The following is an 18,444-nucleotide window of genomic DNA, read 5'->3' on the forward strand; positions in this document are numbered from 1 at the left end:
GTCACGCCTTTCGTGCACCCTGCCAGACGTCGAGCGGTCTGCCGATCCGCTGTTCAAGTTCGCTGACTTCCGGAGCGAAAAAGTCCTGCAGCCTTTTTTCCAGATCGGGGCTCAACGGCGGGTATTCCTGTGGCCGGGCGACGGCATCGCGAAGCACCCTCATTGGCCTGGTGTGCCGAACGCCGTCCAGAACGGGGCGAAACGGCTTCAGGACCTTGCGCAAGGGCAGTGGAACGATGGCGGCGTTCTTGTCTTTCACCTTGCTGTCTACCGGAGGAGCCAGCGGAGCTTCGTGACCGATATGCGTGGCAAGGCGGGCGAGCTGATTTTCAGGCTGGCGCCGGATATCCTCGAACAGTAGCAGCAGGATCTGCTCCGGCGGGAACAGATCGTAGAACCGGCGAAGATGCAGGGCATAACGGCCGTCGTTGATGAAACGCTGTCCTGCGGCCTTCGCCGGGTCGAGATGATCCTCGATGTTACGAGACACCTCCCCGCGTCGTAAGAGCATGCAATAATCGGAGTAGGCACGCGCCGAAGGTTCCCGCATCTGAACGATCAGCCGGACATCGGGAAGGTCCCGCCGGATGCGCTCTGCTGCCTCGGGCTGCGTGAGATAGGTATTCGACTTCTCTCCGACGATTGCGTCCGGTTTACTGAAGTCGAATTGAGACAGGTACCAGTCCGCTCCACGGTGATACTCATCGGAAAAGTAATGCAGCTCCGGGCTGGGCATCGATATCGTCGGACTGCGCTCCAGAGATCTTTGCAGCCAGGTCGTTGCGGACTTGGCCGCGCCGAAAATCAGAAATCGTATGTTTGAGTCAAGCATATGCGGTACCTGCTACCTGGGTGCCTTCGACGAGCTGTTCGTAAAGGCCGGAAATTTCGGAAACATGGCGTTCGGCGCCATACTTGGCCGCGGCATCTGCCTGCGCCGCGTCGGCAATCCGGGTTTGCAACAAAGGGTCACTGAGCAGTTTGCAAATAGGTTCGACAAAGCTCTCCGGATCGTCCGGCTCAACAAGGAACCCCGTCAGACCGTCCGAGATCGCTTCGATGTTGCCACCGTGCCGTGTCGCGACGACAGGCGTCCCCAGATACATGCTTTCGATCAGGGTCCGGCCGAATGGCTCGTTGACAGCGGGAACAAGCATGACATCGACACCGCTCATTGCCTCGAAAACCGGTGAGCGGAAGCCCATGAAATGAAAATTGTCGTTCAGCCCCAGGCTACTGACCAGCGCCTTGCAGGTTTCGTCCAGGCCCCGGGTTGCATCGACGGTATCGCCGAACAGCAGTCCGTGCACCTGACGCCCCGGCAAGGCGCGGCGAACCGCATCGACCGCCCGAACAAAGCCATCGGGACGTTTGCGTTTGATGATCGAGCCGAAATACCCGAGCAGCACCGCGTCCCTCGGCAGGCTGAGTTCGTCGCAAAGCTTGTCATGGGAATTTGTGCGATCGGGCCGTATGGCTGGAAAATCGAAAGGACTTCGGATCACGCTTGCTCGGTCGCCAATCGGCCGGATCGGACGTGATGGCATGGCGTAATGTGAGACGCTCACGATATGGTCGGCAAGCAAGGGGGCCAGCATGTTCGCCCCTTTCGCAGCCGGATCCTGGCGATGATGCCAGAGGTGGCGGCAGCCAGACAGTTTGCTCGGCATGATCCAGTTGGCGTGCATGCGTCCTTCGTTCGTATGCACGATATCGGGATCGATCTTTTTCAGCGTTCGTCGCAAGGCCGGCAGTGTTCGCGTCAGATAGCCGAGCCCGCCTACGCGGCCGGGCAGAGGCAGGCCGGGCGACGACATCAGTGGCGTGTCCTCCAGCACCTCGTAATCGAGCCCCAGCTCCCGCGTCTTTTGGCCAATGGCGCCAGGCTCGAAATGGACGAGGACGCGCGCCTCGAAACGGTTCGGATCCAGGGCAGCGGCAAGGCTGAGCGCCGAAATGTGGCTGCCGCCCAGGACAGGTCCGCCTACGAACGGAAATAATACTCGAATGCGTCTCATCACTGCTCCGGATCTACTTGGACGCTGGTTCAGAAATCGTCAGGTTGATCGTCAGACTGTCGCCCGGACGCATGAAGGCATTCAGGTCGACGTCCAGGCTCTGCATCTCGCCGTTCTCGAGCCGCGATATCCTGTAGGAAGGTGTGACAATGCTGTCCTGGGTGGTGGTATCAACCGAGTTCGCGGACAGCGTCTCGGCGTAAACCTTTCGGGCCAATTCAAGACGGGATTCGACCTCGAAACGCTTTGATTTCACCTCCGTGAGTTCGGAGAGCTTTTCCCCGCGGGTCCTGTCGAACAGGGTCGCGGCATCTCTCGATGCAAGATTGAGACGCTGCTGCGCGTCGAGACGGGCGACTTCGAGCTGCAGACGTTTTGCCTCCAGATCGTTGAGCGCCGTATTGGCAGAGGACACGCGGGTCGTCACGGCCAGCCCCTTGTCCTTCAGATGCTCCATCGATGCGAGATCCTTGCGGGCCAGTTCGATCTGGTTGTCACGCAGGACGATTTCTTCGGACAGTTGAGAGATTTTCTCGTTCAGCAGGACACGAAGATCCTTGAGGCTCTGGAGCTCGGCCTTGATCACCTTGATGTTGGCGGAAAGGATCTTCGACTGCACAGGGTCGGATGATTGCGACTCCACGGCGTCTGGCAATGTCTCCGCCGAATAGAGCTGCACTTCCTGCTCGAGCCTTTTCTCCTGCTGCAACAGTTTGGATGCGGTTCCGCGAAGCTGATTGATCTCCCCCGTTATTCGGGTGAGCGAGGTCTGTTGTGTCCCCTCTTCGTTCGGCAGGCGATAATAGCCACCGGCAATTGCCAGGGCCTTCTCGACCGTCATGCCGGGGATGAAGTCGAATTGTCCGGGAGCCGTAACCGCTCCGCCCACGAACACCGGGGCATACCGGGATACTTCGACGGAGACCGCGGGTAATTCCGTCAAGCCGACGATGCGCTGCATGCGGCTGGCAATAGTATCCGCGACCTCGTCCAGGGTCTTGCCGACAACTTCCACGGCTCCCACAATCGGGACATGAATTTTGCCGTCCGGTGCCATCTTGTAGGAACCGGCCACGCCATCCCAGTTGGCAAAGGTCTTGTTTCTGGCATCCCAGGCACCAGCACGCAGTTCCAGTGTCTCACCGCCGGACAGCCTGTACTGTTCGGCCGAGAGACCCGACACAAGAAAAGTCGATAATGAAAGTACGGCAATTATAAACCGAATACTCAATGCGCGATCTCCCATCTTTTAACTTAAAGAAACAAAATTATTATCAATATATCCAAGATTATCACGAAAATCGGAAAACAACGAAAAAGAAATTTTTCCCGAAATAGCGTTCATGATTCTTTCGGGATGCTTTAGTTGCATCCGGTTTATTCGATGGTCTCGACGAACGTTGGTAAGGACCTTTTTCATGGGTCATCTGTGCTCCCGTTTCCGGTGCCGGCGAACCCGGTAACCCGACAGACAGATCGCCGCCGGAAGCAAGAGGGGAACGGACAGGAACCTGCCGTAAACGTGGGTCACTCCGTTGAGGGCAACCGCGAACATGAGCAGTATCGTGAACATCAGGACCCCGGACCAGCGCGTGTCGGGATTGCTGAACGACCGCCAGCCGACGAACGCCAGCGTGAGCAGCAAGCAGACGAAGCCGAGCAGCGAAACGAGGCCGCCTTCGGAAAATAGCAACAGATAGGTATTGTGAACCGGCGCTCCGTACTGGCTGATCAACCGGTGCTGATCCACTCCGACCCCTAACCAGATCGACCGATCGATCAGGTAAATTGCCTCCTGGATGAGAAGCAGTCGCCCATCGAAGGTTCCCGCCTCGCTGGAATCGCCGGTCGTCAATGCGCCGTAGACCCGCTCCTGAAACACCTCAGGCAGGAAATACTGTCCGAACAGGAACAGGGCCGCCAGTGCAAGAGCTCCAATCCCGATGAAAGCCAGGATATGTTTGGCGGAGCCGTGGAAAAAAGAGATTCCAAATATCCCGACAACCGCGACGATGAACCCTGAATTCGATGCGGACAACAACAGGCCGTAGGCAACGGGTGCCACCAGTGCCAGGAACACGATGCCGGATATCTGGGAGATGAAGTAAAGCCACATCACGTAGACGATCCCTACTCCAGCCAGGAGACCGACCCCGTTTTCCCGCTCGATCAGTCCGGTCAGTCGGCCGTTTCTGGAAAAGAAACGCGCGTCGTCCGGGCTGAACACCGAATAGAGCACTCCATGCAACATGACGAACACAAGGGAAAACGCCATCACCTTGCAGAGGAACATCGTCTCCCGCGCAGGACGCCCCAGAAGCAGCAGCGGTATGCATACAAACGAAAAGACGTACTGGATGACGCCAACCGCACCCGTAAGCGGATCGCCGTTCAACAACGATCCCGCAATCAGGCCACTGCAAAGAAGCAATACCGAGAACAGCCAGAAAGACGTCATGTCCGCGAACGGGCGAAGCGGCACGCGCCTGTTTGCAATCATCACGACGAAAGCGGCGCTGGCAACGAGATCGGACAGCGTGAAGAACACGATGTCGGTTCGAAGATATGTCATTGGCGACAGGAACACCGCGGCGATGACAAGCAGGCGTTCGATTTCCTGGCTCGTCGTGCTCCGGACAGGGGAACCGCTGTGGGAAGAGATCGGTATCGCGTTTGGGGTCACGCCGGCCTCCTCACGGTGGGCTGTCGGCGCGACCAGTAAAGGACAAACAAGGTGCCTGCCACGAGCGTGCCATTAAACAGAACATGAGCGACCGAAGCCCCGACCGGCCCCAGCATCCCGACCAGTGGTGCGAAACAGGCCAGGAACATGACGCTTCCGAGCAAGGTCACCCACAGAAGCTCGCGGTCGCGCCCCATGCTCAACATTGCCGGGTTGAGCACCATGGTTGCCAGGAGAAGTATGACCGCCAGCAACTGGACGTTGACCATGTTGGCGGCTTCGTTGAAGCCCGCGCCGAACATGACCGACAAGACGTATGGCATCAGGAAAGCGGCAGGAACCAGCACGACCACGCAAAGGCCAGCGATTGCCAGCAGCACGCCATTGACGAGCTTGTAAAACCCGCGTTCCTCGCCGGAACTCCATTTGCGGGCCAGTTCCGGAAAGATCGCCTGGTTCAGCGGGCGTCCCAGCTTGAGCGCGCTGTCGGCAACCCGGCGGGCTATGTGGAAAAATCCGACGAATTTCTCGTCAACGAGAACTGACAGCAGGATCACGTCAAGACGCTGGACTGTCTGGCGGATGATGACATTGAAGTTCGAATTCCAAAGAAACCGGAGAATTCCGGGGTTCTCTTCGCGTATGCCCGTGATCGGCAGTTGCATGAACTTGCCGTAGCCACGCTGATGGACATATCGAAGCGAATAGACGAACGGCAGCAGACTGTTCGCCAGGCCTTCGATCACCGCAACGAGGACAAACCCCCAAAGGCCGTAGCCCATCAACCATACGCCGGCCGACAGCACCAGACGCAGCAGGGCGATACCGACATCGACCTTGGCAAGAACATCAAACCGGTCGAAAATTCTCAGGACCGCGACCGCGGTCGGCTTTAGGTTCAAGAGAAGCGCCAGGGAAAACAAAGCCAGATAGGCCGCACTGTCCTCCGGCCAACCCATCATTCGGGCGGTCACCTGAGCGGCAAGGATCGAAACCCCGGCAGCCAGCGTGCTGCCTGCAAGGTTCACGTAAACCGAACCCTTCAGCAACCGCATGAACCTGTCGCCGTCATCATCTGACAGAGCGTCGACACCGTATTTGATCACGGCTTGCCAGGGCTCCAGCCGCAGCAGCCGGTCGACAATGCGAACATAAGCCTGGAAGATCGCAAACAGGCCGAGGCCTGCCGGACCAAGCGACTGGGCCATGATGGCGAGGGTCCCGATGCTGATCACCCCGCTGACCGCCTGGGACGAGAAGACCCATGAAAAATTGCGCATGAGCCGACCGGCGGTCTGGCTGTCTTCAGCAGAGAGGTTGATCAGGCGGGCCATCAGTCATCCAGCTCCCGGTCGCCGGCAAGCTCTGCCAGCCAAAGGTGAATGTACGACTGGTCCGTTCCTGCAACGATCTGCCAGGGATCGTCCGGTTGGCCGGCATCAAGCCCCGTTGTTGACTGCTCCCAAGTGTCAGGAAACCCGTCGCCGTCACTGTCCACGACCCGTTCTTCCGGTTGGAGGTCCGGCCAGCCGCCGACTTCGGATGGGGAATCGATCACCTTGCCTTTGCAATCGCGAACGGTTTCGACAAGTTGCTGGTCGAGCGAGTCCCGATGCCGGCCCGATGGCAGGCGGTCGCCCACTCCCTCAAGCACAAGGTCGAGCACTTCGCTTGCCTTGACGCGCGGGACGGACAGTGTGCCGGTCACACCCTCGATGATCTCCGCTCCGGGATCGGCATCGACTTGCCGAAAGGGGCGGTCTTGGTCGCAGCGTCCACGGTCGATTGCGAGAATGTCATCGACCTGAACTTCAAGTCTGTACTGGTCGCTCGCCATGATTGCTTCAACTGCTGCGGGCCGTCTGTCGACGGTGCTCGGGCCGGTCAGCGCAACATTGCCGGCATAGACGATAAACGCGTTGCCGTAGTAGTTTCGAAACTCTCCGAATTGACTGATCGGATTGTAGAATACGCTGTTCACGACCTCGACCGGCCCGTCATCATGGCCGTATATATCGGGATTTCGGTCCCGATTGTGAGCGAAGAGGTTTCGCCAGAGGCTCACGCGTCCGCAATCGAAATCACGGCCGTCTCCAGAGCAGATCAAGGCCCCCTTGGAGTGGCGTCCTTTCGGGTGGTTGGCATGATCCAGAGCCCAGGCGGAAATGCTGTTGGCGACCGTAATGTCGCTGGACCGTTCGCGGGAAACGTGGATGCCGAGGTTCTCGTCGGTCGAAAACATCAGGGACAGATGATCAAGATAAACGCGCGTCGCGTTTTCAAGCGTCACCGCATCGACCGACGACGAAGGTTGTTCGCTCGGTCCCGGGCGTACCTTGAGAAACCTGACGACGACATCGCTGGCATTCTTGATGATGACGGGTGTGGCGCGGGACTTGCCCAGTCTGATCTGGATTCCCTGCCCAGGTGCCGTCTGACCTGCGACGTAGAGGTTTGAGCGAAAAAAGAGGGGGGTGTCGAGCGTGATCGTTCCGCTCACCTGAAAGACGCAGATCCGAGGCATTTCGCCTTTTTCGACACAGGCTCGCAGAGAGCCGGCGCCAGCATCTGCCAGCGTTGTGACGGGGATGACCTCCCCTCCGGTCCAGCCGGTTGCAGATGCTCCGAACCCGACCGCTCCCGGAAAGGCTCGAGGCGCGGCCTCGGCCGCCAGCGTTTGCGACATCAAGAGGCCGAGGACGATAAGGACTGCAGCCTGTGTTCTGTTCCTAGCCATCATTCACCACGATCCCGACGTTTGAGGCGTTGTTCAGTTCGAGTTGCTGAGCGGCTTTCGAAAGGTCTTCGAACCGTGTCTTCTTCATGCGCGCGACCAGCAGCACTGCCTGCGCGACACTGCCGAGGCGGCATGACGCGTCGTCGCTCAGTACCGGTGGGCAATCGACCACAATTAACGAGTACTTGCGGCGCAGAACGCTGAGTGACGCTTCGACACTGGACATGTTGTTGAACCGCACTGGTACGGGCCCCGATGCAGGGGCGACTATCGACAGATGCGGATGGCCGGGCAGATGCCACGCGGCTGCATCGATCCGCAAAGGGTTGCTCAGAAGATCGAGAAATCCGTTCGCAGTGCGTTTGCGCGAGAGGGTCGAGATCAAGTCCCTCGGCGAAGGATCAAGATCGACCAGCAGAACATCTTCACCTCCCGCGGCCGCATATGCGGCAAGTGCGAAACTGAGTGTACTCCGGCCCTCCCGGCTCCCCGGTGACGTGATCAGAACCATTGCACCGGTCCCATTCTCGGTCCTGTTGTCCGCCCTGGTGTTTGTTCGTACGGCGGTGTGCAGGGGTGCGATCTTGTGCAGCGCCCGCCGCAAGTTCCCGCTCCTGGTCGTCCATGCCATACGGTTTACGAATTTCCGTGATAGGGGAGGCAATTGTCCCAGAACCGGTGTGCGGAACGCGGTTATCTGCTGCGGCCACCGCAGACGTCCGCGAAGGTTTTCCCGCAAGAGCGCCAGAAGGAAACCGAAAGTGAGCCCGCTGATCAGCGCGCCCACCATTTCGGTTTTGGGAGAAGGCGAAACAGGTCTGGTCGTTGGGATAGCGATCGACACTTGCCGCGCGACCGGGGTCAGTAGCGCTTCCTGCAATGCGAGTGCTTCAAGTTGATCGAACAGAAGATCATCCTGTCTTCGCATCGATTCCAGTCTCCGTTCGAAGCCGGTTTTCTCAACTTCGGCCGCCGAACGTGCGTCGAGTTTTGCCAGCGTCGCATCCAGGTCGGCCTTGAGTTCTGCAGACTCTTGCAAGGGTACTCCGCGTTCTTCTGCCAGCGCCAATTGCGCCTGCAGGCGGCGAAGATTGTTGGTCAGGGTTTCCGTCTCGGTCAGATCGTCGAGATTGTTGGTTCTGGTGAATTCCAGAAGATTGGCTTCCGCATCTTTCAACGTCTCTTGCAGCGCGGATTGGCGCGACAAGATCGACATCTTGGTTCGTTCGACATCGGCGCGCTGTATCTCAAGCGTGTAGTCGACATAGTTCCGGGCGACAGCATTCGCGATGTCTGCTGCCAATTGAGGGCTGGCGTCCGTGGCGAGGATGTCCAGGGCGAAGGTCGTGGGATGCCAGATGATCTGATAGCTCTCCAGAATACGATCGACCGTGCTTTCCCTTCCGGACAAGGCGCTCTGACCCGTCCCGGAAATCTCATCAGGTACGACCTCCTCCGCTACCCTTGCTGCGAATTCCCGTGACTTCATGACTTCGATTTCGGTGGCCAGTTGAAGCATCGACAAGGTTCTGGCCCGCAACCGGGCACCGAATGGATCGAGACGCAGGACCGCGTCATCAAGCACCAGCGTGGCCTGCGCACTGTAAGTCGGCACAACGGTGGTGAGCCGGAACCACATCAGGGCGCCCGAAGCCAGTATGCACAGGACGATCAGAACCGCATTTCTGAAGATCAGAGTCAGAATCTGGATATTCTCTGGTCTGAAATCGGCAGCACCTTCGGCATGGCGATCACGTTTTGACACCTGATCAGCCACCTTGCCGGCGGTTTGAGAGCTGGTGTTGATCAAAAACAGGGATCGTCTCCTTCATTGTGTCGCGCGTGTGCGCCGAACCATGCGATCGCTTGAAATTGCGGAACACCAGATCAGAACTTGAGCGGCGCCGCGGCACTTGATGCAATTTTCAATAAGCTGCGCGTGAAACACTGGTGCGCAGCGAAATGTCGAAAAACTCCAGATAAAACAGCATGTCAGACACGGCTTGTTTTGGGTGAATCGTGTCGACTGAAAGGGTCGCGCCACCGCAACGGAAGCTGTTTCAACTTGGCGGTTTGTAGATGTAGCCGTTGTTATAGGCGTAGTATCCTCCTGCCCGGTGAGCTCCGTAGTCGCGAAGCGAATATCGCCGCATGTCAATGTCGTTCAACACCACGCCAGCGAGTGGGATCTGATTGAACCGCAAGGCTTCTGCCGCCGTTCCAAGCGCATCTTCCGACGTGCGTCCCCAGCGGGCGATGAGGATCACGAAGTCCGCAAGCGACGCCAAGCGGTTTGCTTCGTCGGCTGCCAAAACGGGGGCCGTATCAATCAGGATGACGTCATAGGACGCGCGCAATTTTCTCAAAATCGCCTTGCCACGAGGCGTATTGAACACGCGCCTCGGAATGATGGAATCCTGAGCGAACGACAGGAGATTGATCTGTCCGAAACGGGTGCAAGGCACTATCTGCGCGTCGAAGACGTTCTGATCCTCCCAGATTTCCTGAGGCGTTTCCTTTGGAATTTCGCAACCTGACATGCGTGTCAGGCCATGCCGGTGGATGTCGAGGTCGATCAACAGCACCCGGTGTCCTTCCTGGGCGGCAGAAACCGCGAGTGAGAACGTCAGGGTCGTCTTGCCTTCGTTGGCAAGTGCCGACGTCACGGCCATGACCATGCTGTCCTTTTTCCGGATCTGGTTGGAAAGCAGTGTGAGCAAGCTCCGCAACGCCAGCTGGTACGGTGAATTCTCCTGCCTGGAGGTTCTGCTCAGAAAGAGTTCCTGCTTGTCCCTCTTCCGCCAGTACCGGATTCGCGGAACGTAGCCGATGGTTCGCAGGCCCAGGTACTGCATCGTCTGGGTACCGGTCCAGACCCGGCGGTCGAACAATTCGCGCAACAGCACCAAGGCCAGACCAACAATCAAACCGCCGGCAATCCCAAGCGCAAAAATGACGGGACGGTTGGGTGTCGCCGGTTTCAGCGGAGCGGAAGCCACGGTCACCTGCCGGGCATCGGGCTGAAGAAAGTCGATCTGTGTTTCCAGTGCGTTACGCCGGTCTACAAGTGCCTGGTACCTGGCAAGATCCGCATCCAGCGACCTCTGCAGTTTGGACTGTGTCAGTTCGGCGCGTGTTCGCTCCTCAAGCTTCGTTTCCACCTCGGCAAGGCGCTGTTTGCTTTCATTGATCCGGATGGAAGACGCATTCTGGTCGCGCGCCAGATTGAGGATAGACGTCAATCTGTTCAGCTCTGCCCTCAACTCGTCGCCGAGGCTGGTGTCGTCCAGTTCGTTTTCGCGAATGAGTTCCGCCAGACGCGCTTCCATCTCGCTCAGGCGACCGCCGAGTAACGTTATCCGGTCCCACAATTCTGAGATTGAATACTGTACGGCTTTCTTCTTGTCCCGAAGAGAGTCATCGATGTAGGTGCTTGAGAGTGTATTGGCCAGTTGCGCAGCCATGACGGCATCGGGATGCCGCACACGAATATCGAGCGCCAGGCTCTCGCCTCGCCGCTCAACCGTGTAGCTGTTGAGCATGCGTACCAGGACCGCTTCGAATTGCTGTTCATCGGTGGGAACCGGCGTTTCGGTCGCCGAAAGGTACGGATTGAAATAGGTGTCTGAGATCAGGTTCAGTTCGCTGGCGACCTTGCGGGCGAATTCGACTGAGCGCAGAAAATCGATCTCGGTCTCGATGTGGATAAGCGACGTGTCGGAATTCTCGATTGTCGTCTCTGTCGGATTAATTCTCGTTTCGACCTTCGCCAGAATGATGGTCGACCGTGCGGCATATTTTGGCTGAATGACCTGAAGAGCAAGATAGGCGGCCCCCAGACCCAGCAACATGGCCAAGGTCAGCCAGATCCAGTTCCTTCGCAACACCTTGAAAATGGCAAAGAAACCGAACTGTATCGGACGTTCAGCGAATGCATATTGCTCCTGCTGCGAGTCAACAATACTGCTCATGAAGATCCCCCAAATGCCGACGAATTCCGCCGGATTGTCCTGGTATTGAAGTCGATTTTGCTGGGCGCTCCGATATCGGTCCGCGCCAGGTCCGTTGCCACGGACATCGCGGCACTTGCAGAGCTGAAAGGCTCACGCATTCGCATGTGAATAGCCCTCCCCTGCCGGTTTACCGCGGTTGAATGCTTCCTTCCGGGCTGCATCGGAAATCGTCCGGTCCCAGAGGGCTAGAATGGTCTCAGGTGCCAGTTTTTGCTGAAGGCGGACATTCGCATCCGCCATTGCGGCCCTCAGGGTCGGGTTGGACATCAGACGACCTATCGCGTCGGCCAGTGCCCCGACATTGCCGTCCTGAACCAGAAGTCCGTTCACGCCATCGAAGACCAGTTCCCTTGGGCCGTAGGCGCAGTCGAACGCCACGACGGGAAGCCCGCTGACGACAGCTTCGGCGACAACGTTCGGAAACCCTTCGAAACGGGACGAAAGAACCAGAATGTCGGAAGTCCGGATCCATTCTCCGTGCCTGGCACTCTTGCCCGGCAGGGAAACAATATCCTGAAGACCAAGACGGTCACGCTGCGCTTCCAGGGAAGCACGGGCGGTGCCTTCTCCATAGATCGTCAGTCTTGCATCCGGCTGTTTTTCGCGCACCAGAGACATGGCGTCGATGAGCAGATCAAAGCCTTTCTGGTGATCCAGTCGTCCAACGGCAACGAGCCTCTTTCCGCCGGGTGAAGGGGCCACACCGTCGATCGGCGCACACGGGTTCGGGATCACCTGGGCACAGGGTTGTACTCGCGCCGGCAGGTCCTGCCGTGCCCGCTCGGTCTGCATGACCATCGCGGCGGCCCTGGGCATCAGCGCATTCTGGGCACGGCGCCAGATCGGATGTGCCTTTTGTGCCAGCGGATTGTTGCGCTCGGACGCGATCACAGGCACCGACGAACCGGTGGCCAGAAGGGTCAGAACGTTGACCTTGGTCAGGAACGAGAGGCATACATTCGGCGATAGAGCCCGCACCAGCTTGCGGATACTGGCAAGCCGGCGCAACGGCAGGGGAAGCAGCCCTCTGCCGTTGTCCCGGTCGAGAACGTGCAGGACGACGTTGTCCGGATAGTCGAAATACGATCCTGCTTCGGGGCAGGTCATTGCTGCGACGTGCACTTCATCGCCAAGCTCAGCACGATGTGCCGCCAGCATGGCAACGATCTTTTCCGTGCCGCCTGCGCCAAAACTAGCCTGAACGAAGAGCACTTTCATGGTTTATTCCGCAGCCTCCACCATGGTGCGTCGACCCTTCGGAACCGCATCATTCCGTTGTCCGTTGCCATTCAGTTCGATTTCAACCAGTGGCCGGTTCAGGTTCTTCGACTGCAGGAATATCCGTCCGACATATTCACCCAGAATGCCGAGAAACATCGCGTTCACAGTCATCGAAAGCAGGATCAGTGTCGTGGTCGTCGCAAAACCGGCGGGCCACTCCTGGCCGAAGACCAGTTTGCCGATGAGGTAACCAGAAAGCAGCAGGAAGGCGCAGAGGCCGCCCAGAAGGCTGATCAGGGAAGCCAGCCGCAATGGCACAAGCGAATGGTTGATCAGGCCATCGACCGCGAGGGAAATCATCGCACGGAGCGGGAACTTGGAATCTCCAGCCACGCGAGCGTTTCGGTCGTACTCAAAACCGGTCTGGTTGAAACCCATGCCGCTGATCAGACCGCGGACATAGGGCGAGCGGTCTTCCACGCGGCGCAGCTCATCGAGAATGCGCCGGTCGGTCAGCCGGAATTCGCCTGCGTTCCGGGGAAGGTCGTCCTCGCTGATCGCGTCGATCAGTGCATAGAAGGTTCTGCGCAGCCACGCGACGACCGGACCGTCCGGCAGGCTCCGCCGGATTCCGTAGACGACGTGGTAGCCCTTGCGCCAGGTATCGAGCATTTGCGGGATCAGTTCGGGCGGATCCTGGAGGTCGCAATCAAGCTGTATGGCGCAGGCGCCCTCGGCAGCCCTGTAGGCGGTCAGCACCGAAGCCTGGTATCCGACATTCCGAGAGAACCGTATCACGCGAACCCTTGGGTCCTCGGCAGCGATTTCCGTGAGAATGGAGAAAGTCTCATCACTGGAATGATTGTCGGTGAAGATGAGTTCCGGCTCATAGTCGGGAAGCTGCTCGAACACGTCCATGACACGTTTGTAGGTGTTGCGAACGTTGTCTTCTTCATTCAGTGCCGGGATCAGGATCGAGACGAGAGTCATGCCTGCATCTCCGTTGCAAAGTTTGGAATGATGTTCTCTCGTGCCCATTTCACGGTCCTTTCGAGGCCATCTTGAAGCTTGATTTCCGCTGACCAACCAAGGCGTTCGCGGATGCGTTCGGCAGAGACGATCAATTCGACGGGATCGCGGACTTGATCGCTGAATTTCACGAGATCGACGTCGGCGTCGGTCAATTTGATCAAGGTCCTCATGACCTCGGCGACCGTCGGGGAATCGCCTGTCCCCACATTGACCACCGGTCCGGCACCTTCGGGATTGTCGCCCAGCATCATGAGCGCCGTGGTGACGTCATCGACATGGATCAGGTCACGGCGATCCAGAGGGCTGCGGACACTCACTTTCTGGCCGGCCAGCAACTGAGTGATGGCGCGCGGGATCAAGAAACTTTCCGACTGCCCGGGTCCATAGGTCAGGGCCAACCGTGCGGTAACGGCAAAAAACGGAAGTCGCGGTTGCGCCATCTCCAGATAATGCGTCCCGGCCAGGAGTGAGGCGGCATAGGATCCGCCCGGTCTTTCTCGCTCGGTTTCTGTAAAGGGTGTCGGACAGTCCCCGTATTCGGCGATCGTCCCCGTCCTGACGAAAGTCCGGGGCGGGCAATCGCAAGCGGCAAGGCCCGAAAGCAGCGCGATCAGCGGCGAGACGTTCTCCTCGACGCTGTCGGCGAGATCCTGCAAGTCCGGCCGGTTTTCGAAACGGGTACGCGCACCCACATGGAAAACGATCTCCGGCCTGGCTTTTGCCAGACAGCTGTGAAGAGCCCGAGCGTCGGTGACGTCGAGCCTGTAGAGGCCAACGCGCGACGCGATATCGGCGATCCGGCCCGTGGACGAACAGGGCCGCAAGATCACACTGACCTCGTCACCTCGCTTCAGGCAGGCCCGGGTCAGGTTTGATCCTATAAAACCGGAAGCTCCGGTTATGAGAACGCGCGCCATAGTTCTGCCTCAGGGAACGATTTTCGGCACCGGAAGGGGAACGATGAACTTGCCGCCCTTCGCTTCGAATTCGGCCATCTGCTCGCGGATTTCATCCAGGAAATTCCACGCAAGAACCAGCAGGTAATCGGGTTGCCTTTCGGCTACGGCTTCCGGCGAGAGAACTGGAATATGCATGCCCGGAGAGAAGAGACCCTGTTTCAGCGTGTTCCTGTCGACCAGGAAATCGAGTGTCTCCGTGCCGATCCCGAAAAAGTTGAGCAATGTATTGCCCTTGGCGGGAGCGCCGTAGCCTGCAATTGATTTGCCTTCTGCCTTCAATTCCGCCAGTAGCCCGGTCAGATCGTTGCGTATCTGGTGAACCCGCTCGGCGAAATCCTGATAGGTCGCGGCCTCCGTCATGCCGGCCTGGCGTTCATCTTCAAGCATCTCGTCGACGATTGCCGCGCGTTCCACCTTCACGGCGGCCGGTTGCATGAATACGCGCATCGAGCCTCCGTGCACCGGAAGCTTGGTGACATCGACCACATCGAGGCCGACGCTTTCGCCCAAACGAACAATCGAAAGCAGGCTCAGTTCCGACAGATGCTCATGGTAGACATTGTCGAATTCATTGGTCTCGAGGATCTCCTTGCCCCACGGTACCTCGATGATGAAGACACCGTCGTCGTCGAGAAGCATCAGCACGCCCTCGGTGAAGCCGTGCAAGTCATCGATATGGTTGAAGGTGTTCGAAGTCGTGATCACGGCGGCGGGACCTTCGGACGCCCTCAATTCCGCTGCCGTCTCGGGGTTGAAGAATGCCGTGTGCACCCTCACGCCGCGCTCCTGCGCAATTGTCGCAAGGTTCGCAGCCGGGTCCACACCAAGCGTCTTGCCGCCCAGCCGGTTGGCGTGGGACAGCATGAGCCCGTCGTTGCAGCCGATATCGACGATCAGCCCACCGTTCGCCTTGCTAACGGCAACCTCCGCAAGCTCCGCGAAATGGGAATGCATCGTCGCGGCGCCGGAAGGCACATAAAGGTAGTTGGTGAAGAAATCGGCCGGCACCTGATCCGCAACCTGGATCAAGCCGCAATCGAGGCAGGCTTGCGTGTTGAGCGGAAAGGCAACCTGGGGCTGGTCGCGATCAGCCGCGCTGGCAAACAAGTTGGCCGGCGGATGGGCTCCCATGGGAAGGAACAGCAAAAGATCCTCGGAACCGCAGGTTCTGCAGGTACGGCGAATGGACTTGTCTAGCTCGAATTTATTCATTTTTTTCAATCGCTCTTAAAATGACTTGCATTGTCAGGTTCAGGTTCACTGCGAATTCCGCCAGGCAGAATTCGCGGCAATTCAAGCTTTCGGCGCCGCTCCTCCCCGAAAGTCCCTGCCCATCGCCCGACAGGCACCTCCTGAAGGGTGCGGTAGGCTTGGCGTCATCCCACCCTCTCGTTGCCCGCTGCCATGGCACCGAAGCCGGCGGAAAACCGGTTCAGGAAATCGGATACGCGCGCGTGCATGTATTCGACGTGATCGTCGTTGAGGCCGTGATGGCAGGCCAGAAGGATGCCGCCACGCATCACCTTGTCGGCGATCGGATAGCCTGACGGATCGACGCGGCAGTCGATGTTCTTCATTGCCGGCTGGCGCAGAATATTGCCGGTGAAGACCGGACGGGTCTGGATGTCGGCCTTTTCGAGATAGATCTGAAGCTCGCGCCTGGTAAACGGCGCGTCGTCCCGAATTGTCAGCGGGAAAGCCAGCCATCCCGTCCTGGCACCTTCCAACTGGCGCGGCAGGACAAACCAGTCTTCATAGTCGGCGAAGAACCGCTTGTGGGCTTCAAAATGCCGTTCGCGCACTGCAATGTTGTGTTGCAGCTTACCGAGTTGCACGAGGCCGAACGCCGCGCTGATTTCCGAAGGCTCCAGATTGTACCCCAGCGCTTCGAAGACGAACTTTGCGTCATATTCGATGTCATCAAGCCGGACATTGAACCGGTTCTCGATTGCTTCCGATTCAACAAAGAGCGATGAACTGCGTCCCCACGAACGCAGCAACAAAGCCTTGCGCGCCAGCTCGGGGGTGTTGACGCAAAGCATGCCGCCGTTGCCGGCTCCGTTGATGACGTGCGAACCGTAAAAGCTCGTCGTCGAGACATCCGAGTAGATACCCGTGCTTTCACCGGAAATCGTCGCGCCCAGAGTATCGGCACTGTCTTCGATCACCTTGAGGCCGTGGGCATCGGCGATCTCGCGAATGCGCTTCCAGTTCGGCAGATTGCCGATCAGGGACGGGATCATCACTGCGGAAGTCGCAGGTGTGATCATGCGTTCGATGGCTGTCTCGTCGATGTTGTAGGTGCCCTCGGCAGCGTCGACGAATGCCGGCACAAGGCCCTGACGCACAAGCGGGGCAACCGTGGTGGCAAAAGTCAGCGCCGGTGTGATGACCTCGCTGCCCTTGGGTAGATCGAGGATCTCCACGGCCAGGTAATTGGCCGAAGAACCCGAGTTGACCATGATCCCGAAGTTCTTGCTGAAAAGCTCGGCGACCTTCTGTTGCATGTCACGGACACGCGGACCCATCTGGGTCGAGGTCTTGAGCACTTCGACCACGGCGTCGATCTCTTCCTGTCCGTGTACTGTCTGACCGTAATTAACTCGCATGTGTCAATTTCTCCGGTGATCTCGCGCTGTCTATTCAGCGACCATCGCGTAGCGCGTGAGACTGCTGCCAGCCATCAGGGCGCTGTAGCCGGCAAGCTGCTGTTCGGTGCAGTCGCTCATGTCGTCGCCAAGCGCGTGTGCCTTGTACCAGTCGATTGTCATTCCGATTGCCTCGGCAAGCCTGAGCTGCGGCCGCCATCCGAGGCGGGTGCGGGCCTTGGTGCTGTCGAGGCGCAAAATGCCGGCCTCGTGCAGGGCTGATGACGTTCCCGCCTGCTGCTCCGGAAAACGAACCTCCGGGGCGCCTTGCCCCCAGGCTGTCCGCACCATCTGCATCAGCTCGCGCACATTGACCGTGCTTTCGAGCTCGGGACCGAAATTCCAGGCGCCTGCAAACTCGGAGCCGTCCTCGACAAGCCGAGCCGCAAGCTGGAGATAGCCCGAAAGCGGCTCCAGTACGTGTTGCCACGGGCGCACCGCCTCGGGGCTGCGGATCTCGAGCGGAACGCCGGTTGACGCTGCCCGCACGATGTCCGGCACCAGCCGCTCCTCACCCCAGTCACCTCCGCCAATGACGTTGCCGGCCCTGGCCGTGGCCAGCTGCGGTCCGTTGCTATCGGCGAAATAGGCGTGGCGGTAAGCTTGCGCCACAAGTTCGGTACACGCCTTCGACGCGCTGTAGGGGTCGTGGCCACCAAGCGGGTCGATCTCTCGGTAGCCCCAGGTCCATTCGCGGTTGTCGTAACACTTGTCGGTGGTGATCACGACGACAGCGCGCAGCGAAGGCATCTGGCGAACCGCATCCAGGACGTTGGCCGTTCCCGACACGTTGGTTGCAAAGGTTTCCGCCGGATGCCTGTACGAATGGCGCACCAGGGGCTGGGCAGCCAGATGGAATACGATCTCCGCATCCACGCCGCGCAGAGCTTCCTGTAACGCTCCCCGATCCCGGATGTCGGCAATCCGGCTGTCCATGCGATCGGCGAGACCGCACGATTTGAAGACACCCGGTCCTTCACTGGGTGGCAGGGACAGGCCAACGACATCGGCTCCCAGGTGCAGCAGCCAGGCCGAAAGCCAGCCGCCCTTGAACCCTGTGTGGCCTGTGACGAGAACCCGGCGGCCGGCGAAAGCTCGGCCAATATGAGGATCGATAAACTCGGACATGGTCG

14 protein-coding genes are annotated in these 18,444 nt (G+C 58.8%); all 14 read right to left on the reverse strand.

Features of this window, described 5'->3' with window-relative positions; genetic code table 11:
* Position 1: 1 nt before the first annotated feature.
* Positions 2-832, reverse strand: coding sequence for a sulfotransferase family protein (locus B0E33_RS28585; protein WP_075283062.1), 831 nt, complete (start codon positions 830-832; stop codon positions 2-4).
* Positions 825-2,018 (reverse strand): glycosyltransferase family 4 protein, encoded by a 1,194-nt coding sequence (locus tag B0E33_RS28590; protein WP_077293899.1) that lies wholly within the window; start codon positions 2,016-2,018, stop codon positions 825-827. Before B0E33_RS28590 ends, B0E33_RS28585 begins: the two co-directional genes overlap by 8 nt.
* A 13-nt stretch (positions 2,019-2,031) precedes the next feature.
* A complete protein-coding gene (locus B0E33_RS28595) occupies positions 2,032-3,201 on the reverse strand; it encodes a polysaccharide biosynthesis/export family protein (RefSeq protein WP_167579693.1) in 1,170 nt (389 codons plus the stop codon).
* A 240-nt stretch (positions 3,202-3,441) separates the two neighbouring features.
* Entirely contained in the window at positions 3,442-4,701 is a 1,260-nt protein-coding gene (locus B0E33_RS28600) for an O-antigen ligase family protein (protein ID WP_077293905.1), read from the reverse strand.
* On the reverse strand, positions 4,698-6,035 hold the full coding sequence (locus B0E33_RS28605) for a lipopolysaccharide biosynthesis protein (RefSeq protein ID WP_077293908.1): 1,338 nt from the start codon (positions 6,033-6,035) through the stop codon (positions 4,698-4,700). The genes B0E33_RS28600 and B0E33_RS28605 overlap by 4 nt, the downstream gene beginning before the upstream one ends.
* Positions 6,035-7,441 carry a pectate lyase family protein gene (locus tag B0E33_RS28610; protein ID WP_077293911.1) on the reverse strand — a complete coding sequence of 469 codons (1,407 nt, stop codon included), beginning with the start codon at positions 7,439-7,441 and terminating at the stop codon, positions 6,035-6,037. The genes B0E33_RS28605 and B0E33_RS28610 overlap by 1 nt, the downstream gene beginning before the upstream one ends.
* Entirely contained in the window at positions 7,431-9,203 is a 1,773-nt protein-coding gene (locus B0E33_RS28615) for a GumC family protein (protein WP_156912559.1), read from the reverse strand. Before B0E33_RS28615 ends, B0E33_RS28610 begins: the two co-directional genes overlap by 11 nt.
* Positions 9,204-9,498: 295 nt before the next feature.
* Entirely contained in the window at positions 9,499-11,409 is a 1,911-nt protein-coding gene (locus B0E33_RS28620; protein ID WP_022999561.1) for a GumC family protein, read from the reverse strand.
* A 132-nt stretch (positions 11,410-11,541) separates the two neighbouring features.
* Entirely contained in the window at positions 11,542-12,669 is a 1,128-nt protein-coding gene (locus B0E33_RS28625) for a glycosyltransferase family 4 protein (RefSeq protein ID WP_077293917.1), read from the reverse strand.
* Between the two features lie 3 nt (positions 12,670-12,672).
* Entirely contained in the window at positions 12,673-13,662 is a 990-nt protein-coding gene (locus B0E33_RS28630) for a glycosyltransferase family 2 protein (protein WP_022999559.1), read from the reverse strand.
* Complete coding sequence (locus B0E33_RS28635; protein WP_077293920.1) at positions 13,659-14,621, reverse strand: NAD-dependent epimerase/dehydratase family protein; 963 nt, start codon at positions 14,619-14,621, stop codon at positions 13,659-13,661. Before B0E33_RS28635 ends, B0E33_RS28630 begins: the two co-directional genes overlap by 4 nt.
* Before the next feature lie 9 nt (positions 14,622-14,630).
* Entirely contained in the window at positions 14,631-15,875 is a 1,245-nt protein-coding gene (locus tag B0E33_RS28640) for a class I SAM-dependent methyltransferase (protein WP_077293923.1), read from the reverse strand.
* Between the two features lie 164 nt (positions 15,876-16,039).
* Positions 16,040-17,272, reverse strand: a complete 1,233-nt coding sequence (locus B0E33_RS28645) for a DegT/DnrJ/EryC1/StrS family aminotransferase (RefSeq protein ID WP_022999556.1) — start codon at positions 17,270-17,272, stop codon at positions 16,040-16,042.
* Between the two features lie 30 nt (positions 17,273-17,302).
* Positions 17,303-18,439 carry a CDP-glucose 4,6-dehydratase gene (gene rfbG / locus B0E33_RS28650; RefSeq protein WP_077293926.1) on the reverse strand — a complete coding sequence of 379 codons (1,137 nt, stop codon included), beginning with the start codon at positions 18,437-18,439 and terminating at the stop codon, positions 17,303-17,305.
* Positions 18,440-18,444 lie beyond the last annotated feature (5 nt).

Source organism: Roseibium algicola (assembly GCF_001999245.1).
GTDB classification, from domain to species: domain Bacteria; phylum Pseudomonadota; class Alphaproteobacteria; order Rhizobiales; family Stappiaceae; genus Roseibium; species Roseibium algicola.